This window comes from Streptomyces sp. NPDC043861, assembly GCF_056435905.1.
This window is the reverse complement of the sequence record NZ_JBWKDP010000003.1, coordinates 535,900-550,744: the sequence shown is the minus strand read 5'-3', so window position 1 is coordinate 550,744 and position 14,845 is coordinate 535,900. Positions and strand designations below refer to the sequence as shown.

General features: G+C 68.5%; 15 protein-coding genes. 10 read left to right on the top strand and 5 right to left on the bottom strand.

The genetic code is table 11. The features are described 5' to 3' along the window. Positions 1–58 precede the first annotated feature (58 nt). Positions 59–412 (bottom strand): hypothetical protein, encoded by a 354-nt coding sequence (locus tag AC068D_RS10110; RefSeq protein ID WP_478822625.1) that lies wholly within the window; start codon positions 410–412, stop codon positions 59–61. A gap of 1,048 nt (positions 413–1,460) precedes the next feature. Between AC068D_RS10110 and AC068D_RS10105 the strand changes: the two genes are divergently transcribed. Together AC068D_RS10105 and AC068D_RS10100 are read left to right on the top strand one after the other, a co-directional pair. Next, positions 1,461–1,901: a DUF6980 family protein gene (locus tag AC068D_RS10105; protein WP_478822484.1), complete on the top strand. Its 441-nt coding sequence runs from the start codon at positions 1,461–1,463 to the stop codon at positions 1,899–1,901. 326 nt (positions 1,902–2,227) lie between these two features. Further along, positions 2,228–3,130, top strand: coding sequence for a GNAT family N-acetyltransferase (locus AC068D_RS10100; RefSeq protein ID WP_478822483.1), 903 nt, complete (start codon positions 2,228–2,230; stop codon positions 3,128–3,130). Between the two features lie 125 nt (positions 3,131–3,255). Here the strand turns inward: AC068D_RS10100 and AC068D_RS10095 are convergent, their stop codons facing one another. Further along, positions 3,256–3,834, bottom strand: coding sequence for a suppressor of fused domain protein (locus AC068D_RS10095; RefSeq protein ID WP_478822482.1), 579 nt, complete (start codon positions 3,832–3,834; stop codon positions 3,256–3,258). Between the two features lie 255 nt (positions 3,835–4,089). Next, positions 4,090–4,503: a VOC family protein gene (locus AC068D_RS10090; protein ID WP_478822481.1), complete on the bottom strand. Its 414-nt coding sequence runs from the start codon at positions 4,501–4,503 to the stop codon at positions 4,090–4,092. Between the two features lie 646 nt (positions 4,504–5,149). Between AC068D_RS10090 and AC068D_RS10085 the strand changes: the two genes are divergently transcribed. Next, positions 5,150–5,614 carry a hypothetical protein gene (locus tag AC068D_RS10085; protein ID WP_478822480.1) on the top strand — a complete coding sequence of 155 codons (465 nt, stop codon included), beginning with the start codon at positions 5,150–5,152 and terminating at the stop codon, positions 5,612–5,614. A 224-nt stretch (positions 5,615–5,838) separates the two neighbouring features. Further along, the gene (gene lepB / locus AC068D_RS10080) at positions 5,839–6,585 is read left to right on the top strand and encodes a signal peptidase I (protein WP_478822624.1); all 747 of its coding nucleotides are present in this window, start codon (positions 5,839–5,841) and stop codon (positions 6,583–6,585) included. Between the two features lie 506 nt (positions 6,586–7,091). Here lepB and AC068D_RS10075 read toward each other — a convergent pair. Next, the gene (locus AC068D_RS10075; protein WP_478822479.1) at positions 7,092–7,328 is read right to left on the bottom strand and encodes an SCO5918 family protein; all 237 of its coding nucleotides are present in this window, start codon (positions 7,326–7,328) and stop codon (positions 7,092–7,094) included. Positions 7,329–7,630: 302 nt separating this feature from the next. On the opposite strand from AC068D_RS10075, the gene AC068D_RS10070 reads away from it, so the two are divergent. The 6 genes from AC068D_RS10070 to AC068D_RS10045 all read left to right on the top strand — a co-directional run bounded on the left by AC068D_RS10070 (position 7,631) and on the right by AC068D_RS10045 (position 14,338). Then, the gene (locus AC068D_RS10070) at positions 7,631–7,834 is read left to right on the top strand and encodes a cold-shock protein (RefSeq protein ID WP_478822478.1); all 204 of its coding nucleotides are present in this window, start codon (positions 7,631–7,633) and stop codon (positions 7,832–7,834) included. A gap of 588 nt (positions 7,835–8,422) precedes the next feature. Next, positions 8,423–8,677 carry a hypothetical protein gene (locus AC068D_RS10065; protein WP_478822477.1) on the top strand — a complete coding sequence of 85 codons (255 nt, stop codon included), beginning with the start codon at positions 8,423–8,425 and terminating at the stop codon, positions 8,675–8,677. 721 nt (positions 8,678–9,398) lie between these two features. Next, complete coding sequence (locus tag AC068D_RS10060; protein ID WP_478822476.1) at positions 9,399–9,890, top strand: hypothetical protein; 492 nt, start codon at positions 9,399–9,401, stop codon at positions 9,888–9,890. A 585-nt stretch (positions 9,891–10,475) separates the two neighbouring features. Then, the gene (locus AC068D_RS10055; protein ID WP_478822475.1) at positions 10,476–11,105 is read left to right on the top strand and encodes a hypothetical protein; all 630 of its coding nucleotides are present in this window, start codon (positions 10,476–10,478) and stop codon (positions 11,103–11,105) included. 289 nt (positions 11,106–11,394) lie between these two features. Further along, entirely contained in the window at positions 11,395–12,465 is a 1,071-nt protein-coding gene (locus tag AC068D_RS10050; RefSeq protein WP_478822474.1) for a lysostaphin resistance A-like protein, read from the top strand. A gap of 337 nt (positions 12,466–12,802) precedes the next feature. Further along, positions 12,803–14,338 (top strand): DUF1254 domain-containing protein, encoded by a 1,536-nt coding sequence (locus tag AC068D_RS10045; protein WP_478822473.1) that lies wholly within the window; start codon positions 12,803–12,805, stop codon positions 14,336–14,338. Between the two features lie 25 nt (positions 14,339–14,363). Here AC068D_RS10045 and AC068D_RS10040 read toward each other — a convergent pair whose 3' ends face one another. After that, positions 14,364–14,789 (bottom strand): hypothetical protein, encoded by a 426-nt coding sequence (locus AC068D_RS10040; protein ID WP_478822472.1) that lies wholly within the window; start codon positions 14,787–14,789, stop codon positions 14,364–14,366. Positions 14,790–14,845 lie beyond the last annotated feature (56 nt).

Here is a 14,845-nt window from a genome sequence, read left to right as displayed (position 1 = left end):
CCGACTCCATGCAAGGCAGGGAACCGCAGGTCACGCCCCAGATCGCCCCACCTCGCTCCTAAAGCGGTGATGGCTCGACCCATCGCTGTAGGCGGGCGCAGGCCACCAGTGCGCTGCCGTCCTCGGTGAAGTAGATCAGGAAGGTCCATTTCTGATCGGCAGAATCGATCAGGCCTCCGCGCACCGGCCGGCCATGCTCGCGGAGGAGCTGCACCATTCGTTCCAGCCCAAGAGGTTCGACTCCGTGCAGCCGCATGCGCCGAAGTCGGATTGCAAAGACCCCGGCGTGCTGCTCTGCGGGATGCGTCGTATCCCACACGCGGTAGGTGGCGCCGCTGCGGAGAGCGGCCAGAGCAGCCACGGACGCCTCGTCGTCACCGGCCAACAGCTTCTCCAGCAAATGCCGTTCCATGGTCACCCCCGCCGGGATCCTGCGGTACAGCAGCCAGGTAACGCAACCCCAGCAATCGCCCGCGTCCAGCCGAGTAGCGGTCGGAATGGCCGTCGCTGACCGATCCGGCCAGAGCTACGGATCAGGTGATGCCCACGAGAGGGGATGGTGCGCGGTCGGCTCTGGCAGGTCATCTGCTGGCCATCGACGAAGCCCGGCCGTCGGTTGGGTCCAGGACGATTCCCCGGGCCGCCCCCAGACAGGCCGGGGATGCAACCATTCCCTTCAGAGCTGGAACCCCCGGAAGCCGACCGCGCGCTTGAGACCCTAAAGGCCGTCACTGACAACGGCCTTGTACGTGATGGGCCGTTGAGCGGTGAGTCTCCAACTGCGTGACAGCGCCGACGAACAGCGGCGGACGAGCTCGAATGCCGCACCAGGCATGCAGCAGAACGTGCGGCGCACCGCCGTTGACGCGGGTCGCCAACACCTGGCCGGCGGCGCGGCGGCGCCCACCTGCCCCGCACACCGGGTACGGCGTGCCCCATCCGTGCCAGATCATGCGGGTAGCCACGGGGAATGAGGGGCACGATGGGTCCCCGGGCCGCACATCAGCGCTCTGGCCATCTGCACAGGTCAGGAGCGACGCCGCCCTCCCACTCTCCTCAAGGGGTGATCAGGGATCCTGACGCGGTGCACCATGGAGCTGTGCGAGTCTCAGGCAGTCCAGCGACGGCACCCAGGATGCTGCTGCTCAACGAGGTGAGGTTCGATCCGGATTGGATCTTCCGGCTCGACCGCCCTCTGTTTCTCATGCCAGGAGATCGGGTCGCCATGGAAGGAAATCGCCTTCTCGTGCAGCGGGTTGGCGGCCGGGAAGAGTACCCGCCTGCCGACCTCGCTCCGTGGTGCCGACGTTGGCGGCTCGTCTGATGGGCATGCCCGCTGTGTGCCCGATCGGGCGGATGACCGCGGTCGGTCAGAGCCGGCTGCGCGCCTCGACATGGCTACGCGCGTCCTCTGCTTCCCGGATCAGAGCACCCACCGACCTCCGTTGTACCGTGACCGCGTGAACCACGTAGAGGCGATGCAGGAGCACTGCTGCGAGACGATGCGGCACCACGTCGCGTGGGACTGCGATGTCCATAGCGATCCATATGCATGCCCTGACGTGCTGGTCCATTTCGTACCCCGGTACCAGGAGTACGGGCTGCTCATCCATGACGGAGGCTCCTCGTACGTGGAGCTCCTGTTCTGTCCGTGGTGTGGCGTGCGGCTTCCGGAGTCGCAACGTGACCGCTGGTTCGATGCGATGGAGGAGCGTGGCATCGATCCCTGGGGCGACGAGATCCCAGATGCCTTTCGTGATGATCGTTGGCTTCGCGACCGTGCCACGACCTCGCAGGATCCGACGGGGAATCGGCACCGTTTGCACAACACCATGGGTGGCGGGGAGGAAGCAGGCACCAGTCTGTCAAGGCCTTCGTCCGGCGTTGACATCAGCGGCTGACGCCAACAGGCGCGAATCTCACCGCTCGACGCCGATCAATGCGAACGTCAGCTGCAGGCCTGCCGGGGCGCCGGGCTGGTTGTGCCGGGTCCGCACCCGCGATTGACTTGGTGATCCACTCGGCACCGCGCGCCGTGTGAGTTGCGTTCTCGTGCCAGATCCTGAAGCCGGCAGCCTGCAGGGATCTGCTTGCCAACTGCTCGCGTGAGGCGATCAGGCCGTGTCCCTTCGATCATCGGCTGACTTCCCGAGCCTCCGAACCCTCACCAGTCCGGCCGGCCGGAAACCGGGTGCGCACGGTCGTGCCGTCGTATGTGATCGGGGGTATGGCAATTACCTTGGGCAAGCCGGGAGTCGAGGGGCTGAGCGAGGCTGTGCGCGTGCTGCGGGAGTGGCAGTACGACAGGGCGCCGATGCAACTGCATCCGGGGGACCTCGGCTGGTTCTGGCGGTCAGGTGCGGAGGCGACTGCTGCGGCGGTCAGGACGTGGAGCCGGGACGGACAGATTCTCGCCATCGGGCTGTTGGACGGTCCCGGCTTGTTGCGGCTGACGATCGCGCCGGACGCTCAGCGGGACGAGGAACTGGCGCAGCGGTTGGTCGAGGACGTGACCGAGCCGGAGCGCGGCGTGCTGCCCGAGGGGAAGGCGAGCATCGAGGCGCCGATGGGGGCGCTGGTCCAGAATCTGCTGTCCGAGGACGGCTGGAACGCCGACGAACCGTGGACGCCGCTGCGACGCGACCTCACGGCGCCGGTGAAGGACCCAGGCGTGCGGATCGAGGTGGTCGGGCCGGAGCAGGCGCACGTGTATGCCGCCGTGCATCGGGCAGCGTTCGACGGGTCGGGGTTCACGGACGAGCACTGGCACGCGATGGCGGCCGGATTGCCGTACACCGATGCCCGGAGTCTGGTCGCGTACGACGACAGGGGCGAGGCGGTGGCGGCGGCGACGGTGTGGTCGGCCGGTCCGGGCAGGCCCGGCGTGCTCGAACCGATGGGCGTGCACCGGGAACATCGCCGCCGCGGCTACGGCGAGGCGATCACCGTCGCCGCGGCGGCGGCACTCCAGGAGCTGGGCTCGTCGAGCGCGATCGTCTGCGCCCCGAGCTCCAATGTCGGCGCCGTCGCAACGTACAAGTCAGCGGGCTTCCGGCAACGCCCCGAGGTCCGGGATCGATACCGGGACGCCCAGGGCCTTGTCTCCTCGATCACGAGCGGAGCCGGATGAGGAGTGCGTCAGCGGTGACGGTGCCGGGGTTCCGGGGCCCAGGCCGTACGGCGGAATGCTCCGCCTGCTGGAGGTCGCTGAGCGTATGTGGCGAAGCCTGACGAGGCACCCAGCCGGGCCGGTGATCACACGGGCGTCGGCGGTGTGAAGACGTCCCGCACATCGAGGAGATCGCTGAAGAATGCCTCGGGCCGCAGCTCCAGTGCCCGAACCCGTTCCGATTCGCTGATCGGGACAACGTTCAGCACCCGAACGGCTTCGACGCAAGTCTCCACGGAGCCGGTTTGCCCGTCGGCCCAAACGCCCGCAAGGAAGACGCGGCGGCACCCAGGGAAGGTCGGCACATCGTCGGGGAAGGTGACCATCTCGCCCCAGCCGAGAGCCCGGCCGAACGTCCACGGATAGGCTGCCAGGTTTGCCAGGCACATGGCGATGTGCCCTTCATCGTGCGGCTCCACGTGCCCACGACGGAACAGACGGAGCTCCGCCCGGCCGCCCGTCCGGCCGTCATCCGACGGCATGGCTGCGACCGACATCCCGACCGTGGAGAAGACGGTGACGCCCGACGGGTCCGCCGCCCGGTGGACCATGACGTCGATACGGTCGAGCGGGCCAGGACCGTTGTCGAAGGTGATGCCGGCGTCCTCCTCCCCGAGCTCTTCCCGTAGCCGGTGGAAGACATCACGAACGATGGGTGCGGGCATGCGCGGGACTCTACACAGCGCCACTGTGCGCCATTCCAGGGCCCCAGCGGGATCCTGCGGCCCGGACGGTGCACGCGGGCAGAGCCTTGCTCGGCGGGCAGTTCCGGCGCCCGGTCGTGTCCGAAGGCAGCGCCCGAGCCGCCGGACCATGCCGCCGGCCGGTCGGCTCACAAAAGAAGAGACCCAGGTCACGAGCTTCGTGACCTGGGCCGCGTCGAGGGCGGACGATGCCCTTGGGGTCGTTGCTGCTGCCGCTCAGCCCTGCGGCTCGCTGATGTTGACCATCCAGGGGACACCGAACCGGTCCGTGCACATGCCGAACACGTCGCCCCACATCTGCTTCTCCAGAGGCACGGCCACGGAGCCGGCGGCGGACAGCTTCTCCCAGTAGCCACGGAGCTCAGCGGCATCCTCGCCGCTGAGGCTCACCGAGAAGTTGTTGCCCTGCGTGTGCTCCATCCCCGGCGGGGCGTCGGCACCCATCAGGGTGAAGCCGCTCGGAGTCTCCAGCATGCCGTGCATGATCCTGTCGGCCTCCGGCGTGCCGCTCTGGCCGGACTCTCCGTAGGTGTGCAGTGCCAGCGTGCCGCCGAAGACCTCCTTGTAGAACTCCATCGCCTGCCGGGCGTCGCCGCCGAAGCTGAGGTACGGGTTGAGACGCGAGGCCATGAAACCTCCTGAATCGATACAAACAGTTGGATTCCCGCAGGCTAGCCGGGGCACCGGCAACGGCACCCGGTGAGCGCCGTCTCCACCCGGGGAAGCAACCCGGATGGCGTGCCCGAGGGAAGGCGAAGGCCCCGACAGGACTCCGCTGACCGGGCAATCACCGGCCTGGCCGATCACCTCGAAGGAACGCGCCACGCCTCTCCCAGTCAATGCACCGGCGCGTGGATGACGCCGGGGCGCCGGTCGGCTGATGTCCTCCAGGGGAGCGCCGACGGGGTCGACGCACCAGGCTCTGCACCGACCGCGCCCGGGCGCCGGAACACGGGTCGAACCGCGCGCACCCCGCCCGCACCGGATCAGTCGGCCGGTCGGGCGCCGGTCCGGCCCTGCCGTCGGGTCAGCGTGCAGAGCGCACCTGCGTCGGGGTCATCGAGGTACGTCCAGAGCTTCAGGATTTCGCCGTCCCGCAAGGCCTCGTAGTGAAGCCGTCATCGTCCTCGAACCAGACCGTGACCCTGGTCCCGACGGCAAGGGACGGCGGTCGGGGGACGGCCGGGTCCCACCACGGGCCGCGGGCGAACCGGTTGGGCCCGCTTCATGGTCCGTTGCGGTCCTACGATCCCGGGGCCCTGCCATGCTGTCGGGCATGGAGTGGTTATCGCCGATCAGCACAACACTCGGTGCCGTCATAGGAGTCGGGTCGGCACTGCTCGCCGACCGACTCAGCTGGCGCCGGCAACGCGCCGGGCAGAGACTCGAGACACGGCAGCAGCTCTACGCCGACTACACCGCAGCCCTCTCCCGGATGCGGACCGGGCTGAACGAGTGCGCCCACGCAAGCATGTCGGCGCAGGAGCGGTCCCGGACAGCGCGGGAACTGTTCCTGGCCCCTGGCGCCTACGAGCTCCGCCACCAGCTGGCCGTACTCGCTCCACCGGACGTCATTGAGGCCGCTCGTACCGCCTTCCTGGTCCTGAGGGACACGAGGGACCTCCTGGTGGACCGCGCAGGACTCCCAGGTCCTGCCTACCAGGAGCTGGAGGACAGGTTCGACGCTGCTGTCGCCGACCTCCGCCGCACCATGCGTCGGGACCTCGGGGTACCGCACTGACACCGTCTCGAAGGCCGGGACGCAGGCTCGGGTCCCTGTCATGGCGACGCGCATGGGCCGTATGCGCAAACGGTTCTGCCGCACCGGCCGATTGGCCCCTGACTCCCCGGGAACTCACGCTCGTTATGACTGTCGTGGCCTGATGCCACACGCGTCGCTCCCGGCCATGTGCCGGCAACTGGGCGCGAGGTGAAGGGCGAGGCGCAGGAGTGGTTGTGGGGGACCTGGTGACCAGTACGCGGTCGATATCCGGTGGCGACGAAACCGGCAGCGGCGAAAAGGCCAAGGGCGGGAAGAAGCAGCGCCCCTTCTGGAAGGAGCTGCCGATCCTGATCGGCCTCGCGCTGGTCCTGGCGCTGCTGATCAAGACGTTCCTCGTGCAGGCGTTCTCGATCCCGTCGGACTCGATGCAGAACACGCTCCAAAGAGGCGACCGCGTGCTCGTCGACAAGCTGACGCCATGGTTCGGGTCGAGGCCCGAACGCGGCGAGGTCGTCGTCTTCCATGATCCGGGCGGCTGGCTGCCCGGGGTGGTCGACGAACCCAACCCGGCTCAGGAGGCGCTCAGTTTCATCGGCCTGATGCCGTCGTCGGAGGAGCAGAATCTCATCAAGCGTGTGATCGCTGTCGGCGGTGACACCGTCGAGTGTTCCGGGACGGGTCCGGTGAAGGTCAACGGCAAAGCACTCGACGAGCCGTACATCTACCCCGGCAACACACCCTGTGGCGACCAGCCGTTCGGGCCGGTCGAAGTGCCGGAAGGCCGGCTCTGGTTGATGGGCGACCACCGCCAGAGCTCTTCGGACTCGCGGTACCACCAGGATCTGCCCGGCGGCGGCACCGTTGACGAAGACAAGGTCATCGGCCGGGCCTTCGTGGTTGCCTGGCCGATCCCACGGTGGTCGACGCTTCCGGTTCCTACGACCTTCGACCAGCCGGGTCTCTCAACCGCCGCCGGAGTGCCGCAGTAGCGAAAGGCTCCGCCGCCGAAGGGGAGTTCAGGATCCTTCGCATTCAGCCGGCATCGTCCGGTGGGAGTGTCCTCGGGCGTGGCGTCGGGTGACGGGTCCGACGGTCGGCGTCCGCGTCCCGGCGCCACGGTCCGTACCTCGTGGACCGCGGAACGAACCAACTGATACGAACGGCCCTTGGGTACGGCGCGAACGGATGGCCGACCACGAGGTCGCCCGCGGCACGCAGTTCACGCCCGGAGCGCGGTATGCAGGACGGCTCCGCCGCGCACTGCACACGACTGGATGAGGGTCCCGCGCTGAACGTGCGTGCCGGATCCGGGCCCGATCGCTGATCGCCGGGCTGATTCGCGGTCTTCTCCGCTCGGCGTCCCCGCCCGGCTCTTACGCGGAAGCCGTCGGGCGGAGATCCGAGGTCCACGATCCGGCCGTCCCCCGTACACCCATGGGCGGGTGGACCTACGGGCTGTCCCGTGATCCCCGGTGGGCGCACGACGACACGCTGTTCAGGCGCCCGTACGGCAGGTGAATCCCAGGCGCTTCATCGCGCGGGTGACCTCGGCAGCGGTGAAGTCACGGCGGTCCTGACCCGTGATCGCGGCTCCCACCTGCTTGACCGGGTAGCTGCGCCGTCCGATGACGACGCACTCTCCCACGACGGGTTCAGGCGCGATACCGCTCATCCTCTGCTCCACCTCGCCTGCGGTGAGATCGAAGGGATAACCGGCGATGATGCAGCGCATATGCCCTCAACAGGGAGAGAAGGAGACGTGCGAGTGCTGCCAGGGTCGCACACCGCAGACCCGAGCGGGTAGCCGCACACGTCTTCAAAAAATTCTCAGTGAATCCGACGCGGCGGAAAGATCCGTGCTACCTTGTTTGTAGTTGCAGTTGTGGTACCCATGAACTTAGGCGCACCTGACGTGTTGTGACCGTCAGGTGCGTGTTTTCGTTTTTCCGGTCCATCCGGGTGGGGTCATTGCGGCGACCGGAAATTCGCACACGGCGAATTTCCAGCACTGCCCCTATTTTTAAGGAAATCAGTATGGCTACTGGCACCGTGAAGTGGTTCAACGCGGAAAAGGGCTTCGGCTTCATTGCACAGGACGGCGGCGGCGCCGACGTCTTCGCCCACTACTCGAACATCGCCACCCAGGGCTTCCGTGAGCTGCAGGAAGGCCAGAAGGTGACCTTCGACGTCACCCAGGGTCCGAAGGGCCCGCAGGCGGAGAACATCCTCCCCGCCTGACGTCGGAACGCTGTGCGCAGGGCCCGTACCCCTGGGGGTACGGGCCCTCGCCCTTGCCCCCGCGACCGGTCATGGACCGCACGGGGGCGTCGGCAGGAGCAAGCACGGAGCTCGCGGAGGAACTTCCCGGGGGATCGTGATGCGTGCCGCCGACCGACCCGTCGACAGAAAATCCCGCCGGCTGCAAGGGCCGGCTTCGGTGCAATACCCGGACACGGCAGCCTCGGCGCACACTTCGTACGAGATCTCTCGGAGCCGAATTGGCCTGCCTATTGGGCGGGCGGCACGCCTGCCCCATCAGTCGGGCTGTATGCCTGTCGCACCGGCGTTCTCACTACGCCACGCCTCGATTTCGGATCGTCTGCATCCAGGCCGCGGGGCACCATGAGACGACGAGAATATTCCGCGCATTCGCAGCTTCGGCGGTGTCGTTCTCGGCGAGCAACCACTCGGCAGAGGAATCACGCCCAGGAACGGGACCGTGTCATGACAACAATTCCCAGGCATACGCCTCCGCATGCGGCGCCGGAATCGTCATGCCGCCCGGCGTGCGATGCTCAAGGAGGTGGCGCCACGGACCATGAGCAGGTGCCTGTCGACGGGCATGCCGAGGTCCGAATCGTCGCGGCGACGCCCGAGGTTGCCCGGACGGTCGCGGAGGTGCTCCGCCGCTGCTTTGCTGCGACCGAGCAGCGCAGTTACCCCGCAGACCCCGAGGGGGGAACGCGCCTCCACCTCACCGTGGACACCACGCGCACCGCGGAATCGGCACGGTTCCGGCCGGCGGCGAACGGCCCGTCGTCCGACAACCACCCCTCGGTCGGACGTTGTGTGACCGGGTGAACACGGCTCAGCCCTCTGCTCCACCGCGGTGATGACGAAGCGTTGGCGGGACGGGGATGCAAGGCTTCTCGCACCACGGCTTCTCGCACAGCTGCGCCTGGGACCGATCTCCCTTTTGTTCCCTCCCCGCACTCGCCGCACGACGTGCTGGTGATGCGTTCCGCACCAGTACGCACCGTCACTCCGACGACGGCGGTCAAGAGCCGTCGGCAGGGACAACGCCGACCGCGGACCGGACTGTGCCGAGTGCTTCCGCACACGGGCGGCTGTGCCCGCCTTCTCCAGAGATACCGGCCCGGGTCGTCGTGGGCGTCCACGATGCCGGCGAACTCCGTTGCACGGATATGGTGCCGGGCGGTCGGACATACGGCGGTCGGACATACGGGCCGTCGTGGACGGCGTCACAACTTGATTGCGGGAGAACGCCGTTGCCCATACGTATCGATCGACTCGGATGACCACCGAGGCCGGCTCTTCCGTCCGACCCACGGAGGCGCCCGTGACACAGGGGGATTCATGCGTGCCATGCTCAACTGCCCTACCGACACTGCCGGATCAGCGGCGTTCTGACGGTCCGGGTGTGAACCGTGTACGCGGCATCCGGCAGCCGTTTGTGCAACTGCGGCGTGCGGAGCGCGGCACAGTGCCCCCGAGCCGGGCAGCCGGGGGAACCCGCCGCGCGCGAAGCCTGTCGGGCCACATGAGCGGAGGCGAGCCGGCCATGCCCTTCCGACGCACCGGCACACTCATGGCCCTGACCTCGGTCGTGCTCGCGCTCGCGGCTTCGCCTTCGGCGGCTGTCGATGGATCAGGCCTTGCAGTCAACGGAGACCGGCCCGCCCCGCGCGGGGCCGAGATCGCCGTCTCCGCGACGGAGGACACGTTCGTCTTCGCGGACGAGGACAACGAGGGCGCATTCATCACACTCGAATCACCGGCGTTCGCCGCACCGGTGGAGATCAGGCAGGGAAGGTTCTACTCGCACGGGAAGGCGCGGGTGCGCTGCGGAATCCCACCTGGCGACTACACCGTGAAGATGACCGGAGGCCGGGCCAGAGAGGCTCAGGAGAAGTACGGGGTCGGGTGGACGACGCTGACGGTTACGGCGGGTGTGGATCCCGGCCGCCGCTCGTACTGCGCCAGTGCCCGCGGCAGAAGAGAGGCCACGGGTGCTCCCGCAGCCGAGCCGGTGGCACAGGAACCTCCACACTGATCCTGGCGGGCGTGGCCGTGGCTCTCACCGCGACCGCAGCCGGTGGATTCCTCCATGTGCGTCGGAGCAGGCGGCGACCGTAGCCACTCCGGTCGGCGAACACCGGCCGTTCTGACGGTACGGCTCCGTCTCCGAAGCAGGCCCCCCTTTCCCGCCCGATGGAACGAACGCTCCTCGGCTCCGTGTCGGCCCCATGCCGCGTGGGCCGGGTGGGCAGGGCCGTTCGGTCGCTCCCCACGGATTGCGCTGCGGGCCGTCGGGGCCGCAAGCCCTGCGCCTCCGCATCGAGAGGGATATGCGATACGCCGGCCGCTGGGGCCCCGATACCCAATGTCGTCGGCGTCGTCAAGTCCCGATTCTTCGGAGCATGACCACACCCTGCCGACCGGGCCTAATTGAAGTGCGGGCCTCACCGAAAGGGAAATGAGGCGCACGGTGGCGGAGTTCCTCGGCGAGGATCATCGCCTTTGACCGAACCGCAAGTTTTTCCCATAGGCGGCTCCGGCGCAGCCGATCCGCCGACCAGAATACCCGACTTTCCGGGACATGCTGAGCATTCCCTTTTACATCGAAGGAGAAGGACCCATGACTCGCAATATCTTCACCCACGACGACGATCACAGCCACGAGGAGAAGCACACCCATCGACGGCGCTACCGCCTCGCGATGATCTTCGCCTCGGCGGCTGTGATCACCGGTGGCACCGTCCTCCCGGCATCGACGGCGATGGCGACCCCGATGCCTGCCTCGTCCGCTGCGAGCGTCGTGTCTGACGTCGCGAACCACAACAAGGACAACCACAAGAAGGACAACCACAAGAAGAACAAGAAGGCCAAGAACAACCGCGGCGGTGGAGGCGGCGGCGGTGGCGGCGGCGGTGGGGGCGGCGGCGGCGGCGGCGGTGGCGGCGGCGGCGGGGGCGGCGGCGGCGGTGGGGGCGGCGGCGGCGGCGGTGGGGGCGGCGGCGGCGGCGGTGGGGGCGGCGGCGGCGCCGGTGGGGGCGGCGGCGGCAACGACGACGGTGGCGGCGGCGGCGGCGGCGGCGGCGGCGGCGGCGGTGGGGGCGGCGGCGGCGGCGGCGGTGGCGGGGGCGGCGGCGGGGGCGGCGGTGGGGGCGGCGGCGGCGGCGGTGGCGGCGGCGGCGGCGGCGGCGGTGGCGGCGGCGGCGGCGGCGGCGGCGGCGGCGGCGGCGGCGGCGGCGGCGGCGAAGACTAGGCCCTGACGCCCGCAGACAGCCCGATCGAGTTCGCGGTCCGGCCGGTGGTGAATCCACCCGGCCGGACCGCGGACTTTTTTGTATGAACAGCGGACCTAGCAGGACCACTACCACCCGTCAAGCCCCGAGTTCCCCTGTCACGCAATTCAGGGGCATGACGCGATTCTACTCTTCGGGCTCAATGGAGGTACGGGTTCCCATAAAGCAGACAACCCGCGGCAGCAAATCACCCAGCCGTCACGAACTTCTTCATTTCTGAAACTGATGGACGAAATGCAGGTGGAAATCATGAGCACGTACACCAATGTTCAGGAAGTCGCACAGGGCGTCGCAGTCGCCCGTCAAGACGCGCCGACACCCCCGCCGGGCGGCCTGGCGCCCCCGCCCGACCCGGCGGTGACCGCTCCTCCGGCCGGCACGCCGTATCACCGACTGGCGCGGATCGAGCCGTGCCGCTGGTGGCGTCCTCTGCTGGCGATGCTGGTCTCCGTGGTCGGCTGGTGGCTGGTCACGGTCGCCGTGGTGATCGGACTGTTCCTGGTGGCCGTGACGGCAGGGGTCGAGGAGGGGAAGGGCGACCTGCTTTTCGCCGATCCCCTGTGGGAAAACGCCACCGGGCTGATCATCATCGGGGTGATGCTCCCGGTGCTGCTGCTCACCGCTCGGCTGGTGCAACGCCGGCGGGCCGGCACCCTGTCCTCGGTGACCGGGCGGCTGCGCTGGCGTTGGCTCCTGGTCTGCACGGCCGTGGCCGTGCCCGCAGTCATCCTGCTGCTCGGGCTGACATCCGTCCTCGACGCCGCATCCGGGGCCGGCACGGTGGCGGCCGACTCGACGTCCGGTGCCTGGGCCGGCTGGCCCTCGTTCCTGATCAGCGCCGCGGTACTCGTCCTGCTGGTCCCGGTCCAGGCCGCCGCCGAGGAGTACTTCTTCCGCGGCTGGATCCCCCAGATCTTCGGTTGCTACCTGCGCACCCCGTGGGTCGGCACCGTGGTGGGGAGTCTGCTGTTCGCCCTGGCCCACGGGCTGGGCACGCCGTGGGGCTTCGTCGATCTGGTCCTGTTCGGTTTCGTCCTCGGCGTGCTGGTGTTCCGTACCGGCGGTCTGGAGGCGGCCATCGCCTTCCACGTGGTCAACAATCTCGTCGTCTTCCTTCTCTCCGCCACCTACGTGGACGGGCTGAGCTCCACCGTCGACAGCAGTGCAGCCGATTCCCTCTGGCCGCTGCTGGTGGCCGACGCCATCGTGTTGCCGCTGTACGCATGGGTGGTCGTGAGTCTGAGCCGACGGTTCCGTGTGGCACGCACCGTCCCGGAACCCGCTCCCCCGGCGACCGAGCCCCTGCCCGTGACGGTCTGAAACGTCGACGGGTGCGACGACAGGCCGGGCCCGGCCTGTCGTCGGCTCATGTCCGCCGACTGCTCGGCCCCCGTCCGCTCCGCCCCTCGGCGGGGAACCGGTTGGATCACCCGACGACTCGACCGTACGGACGCGGTTGCTGGTGTCCATGGCCGGTGCTGTACTCGAGTGGAAGGGGTCCGGTGCCGGGCAGCACCCCGGCAGGAGCCCCAAGTGACTATGCACGGCGCGCGGTGCGACCCCTCTCTCTGGACGAGGCGCTGCCGGCCGGTGTGATCCGCCCAGCCCGTACGCAGGGACGCTGTGCTTGCGCGATCACTGGGAGAGGACGTGCGCGATGAACTCCGAAGCACCGGGCAACGGCTCGCTTCATCGCTTCCGGGACGATGTCGTGGAAGTGGCAACTGCCGTGGGCCAGGCGGCAACGACCACGGGCAGGGCTGCGGTGAGTGCCGTCCGGCATCCGGGAGCAGTGGTCGAACGCGCGCGCAAGGTGCCTCTGACCGTTCCGATGCTCTGGCAGGCGATGAGACCCGTCCTGACGGGGCGGGTGGGGGACTGGCGCGGAGAGTACGCGTACACGCTGGGTGAGCAGGCGTTCGTCTACGGCTTCCCGTACATCTACAACGCCCGGCTCCGCCACCAGTGGGTGACCGAGGAGCGCGACCCCGAGACCGTCCCGTACGCAGCCGTGAACCGGTTCTGGCATGCGCAGCGGCTGATGGATGCCGACTACCGCGACGGGGGGTGCCCCAACAACGACACCCTGTACTCGACCGCGTGGGTCGATCTGCGCGACGGCCCGGTCATCCTCTCCCACCCCGACATGGGCGAGCGGTACTTCACCTTCGAGCTGATCGGCATCACCTCCGACAACTTCGACTATGTCGGACAGCGCACCACGGGGCCCGATGCCGGCCGGTTCGCCATCGTGGGCCCGCACTGGCAAGGGGAGTTGCCCAGCGGGGTGCGCCGCACGGCGACCGCCACCAGCCCCTGGATCCTGATCCTCGGCAGGACCCTCGTCGACGGCGACGACGACGTGCCGAACGTCCGCGCCCTGCAACAGCAGTACACACTGACCCCGCTCCATCGGTTGGGAGCCGACGAGGCCGAGCTCCCGGAACGCCGTGACGTGCTCGTACCGATCGACCCCGCGGAGGATCCTCTCGGCCCCTGGAAGACGCTGAACGCCATGCTGGCCGAGAATCCGCCACCACGGCACCACGACGTCCTGCTGCAGCAGTTCGCGGGCATCGGTATCGGCCCCGGCCTCGACGTCGAGGCCCAGCCCGAGGCCGTCAAGCAGAGCCTGATCCGGGCCGCGACCACCGGAGTGCCCTTGCTCAGGGAGCAGATGCTCAGCGGCGAATGGGCCCGTCTGGTGAACGGCTGGCGGTATCCCCCGGCAGAGATGGGGCGCTTCGGTGACGACTTCATCAAACGTGCAGCGGACCAGTCGCTGGCCGGCATCGCCGCCAACGATCCGGCCGAGGCGGTCTACTTGATGAACTACGACGACGCGAACGGCGACACGCTCTCCTCGGGACGCTACGAGCTCCGCTTCGAACCCGGCGACCTGCCACCGGTCGAGGGGTTCTGGTCGCTGACCGTCTACGGCGAGGACATGAACCTGGTCCCCAACGCGGCACGCCGCTATTCCGTCGGGGACCGCACCTCCGGTCTGATCAGGGACCCCGACGACGGCCTGACCCTCCACCTCCAGCCCCGGTCACCGGGTGACGACCGGGAGCCGAACTGGTTGCCGACGCCGGAGCAGGGCGTCTGGTTCGTGATCCTGCGCATGTACCGCCCACGTCCCGAGGTGCTCGACGCGACCTGGGAGTGCCCACCGCTCAACCGCCTCGCCTGACGGCCGGGGGCCCGAGCGGCATCGGCTACTTCGGGAAGTGGTCCCCGCAGCGGTAGTTCGCGTCGCCGTCGACGGTGTGGGCCTCCAGATGGACCGTGGACAGTCCTTTGGGCTGCTGGAGGTGGGTGTCCCAGGCGCTCAGGACATTCGTGCCCTGTTCACCCGTGCGCCAGGAGTAATGGGTGAACGACCCGTCCTTGTTGCGCGACTGCAGACGGACCCGGGGGGCGTACCCGTCGTTCATCCTGTCCAGGGTCCAGATCCGGATCTCGTACCGGTCGGTGGGTCCCCCGCTCCCGCTGAAGGTCGCCCCGGCCCGGAAGGTCCCCGCCTTGTCCTCGCACTCGATGGAGAAGCTCCTGTCGGGCGCCCCCTGGGCCGGCGTCGTGAGGGTCGCTATGGCCGCAGCTGCTGCAACGGTCGCGGCAGTCAGTGTGGTTGAGCGTCGCATGGGTGCCCTGTTCTCCCTGTCGCAGTGATCTACGACACAGTGCCATCCGCCGATCC

Excerpts from the sequence above, each read along its gene's own strand:
- AC068D_RS10110 (WP_478822625.1), bottom strand. The coding sequence starts at position 412 with ATGGAACGGCATTTGCTGGAGAAGCTGTTGGCCGGTGACGACGAGGCG.
- AC068D_RS10100 (WP_478822483.1), top strand. The coding sequence starts at position 2,228 with ATGGCAATTACCTTGGGCAAGCCGGGAGTCGAGGGGCTGAGCGAGGCT.
- AC068D_RS10095 (WP_478822482.1), bottom strand. The coding sequence starts at position 3,834 with ATGCCCGCACCCATCGTTCGTGATGTCTTCCACCGGCTACGGGAAGAG.
- AC068D_RS10090 (WP_478822481.1), bottom strand. The coding sequence starts at position 4,503 with ATGGCCTCGCGTCTCAACCCGTACCTCAGCTTCGGCGGCGACGCCCGG.
- AC068D_RS10085 (WP_478822480.1), top strand. The coding sequence starts at position 5,150 with ATGGAGTGGTTATCGCCGATCAGCACAACACTCGGTGCCGTCATAGGA.
- AC068D_RS10075 (WP_478822479.1), bottom strand. The coding sequence starts at position 7,328 with ATGCGCTGCATCATCGCCGGTTATCCCTTCGATCTCACCGCAGGCGAG.
- AC068D_RS10070 (WP_478822478.1), top strand. The coding sequence starts at position 7,631 with ATGGCTACTGGCACCGTGAAGTGGTTCAACGCGGAAAAGGGCTTCGGC.
- AC068D_RS10060 (WP_478822476.1), top strand. The coding sequence starts at position 9,399 with ATGCCCTTCCGACGCACCGGCACACTCATGGCCCTGACCTCGGTCGTG.
- AC068D_RS10055 (WP_478822475.1), top strand. The coding sequence starts at position 10,476 with ATGACTCGCAATATCTTCACCCACGACGACGATCACAGCCACGAGGAG.
- AC068D_RS10050 (WP_478822474.1), top strand. The coding sequence starts at position 11,395 with ATGAGCACGTACACCAATGTTCAGGAAGTCGCACAGGGCGTCGCAGTC.
- AC068D_RS10045 (WP_478822473.1), top strand. The coding sequence starts at position 12,803 with ATGAACTCCGAAGCACCGGGCAACGGCTCGCTTCATCGCTTCCGGGAC.
- AC068D_RS10040 (WP_478822472.1), bottom strand. The coding sequence starts at position 14,789 with ATGCGACGCTCAACCACACTGACTGCCGCGACCGTTGCAGCAGCTGCG.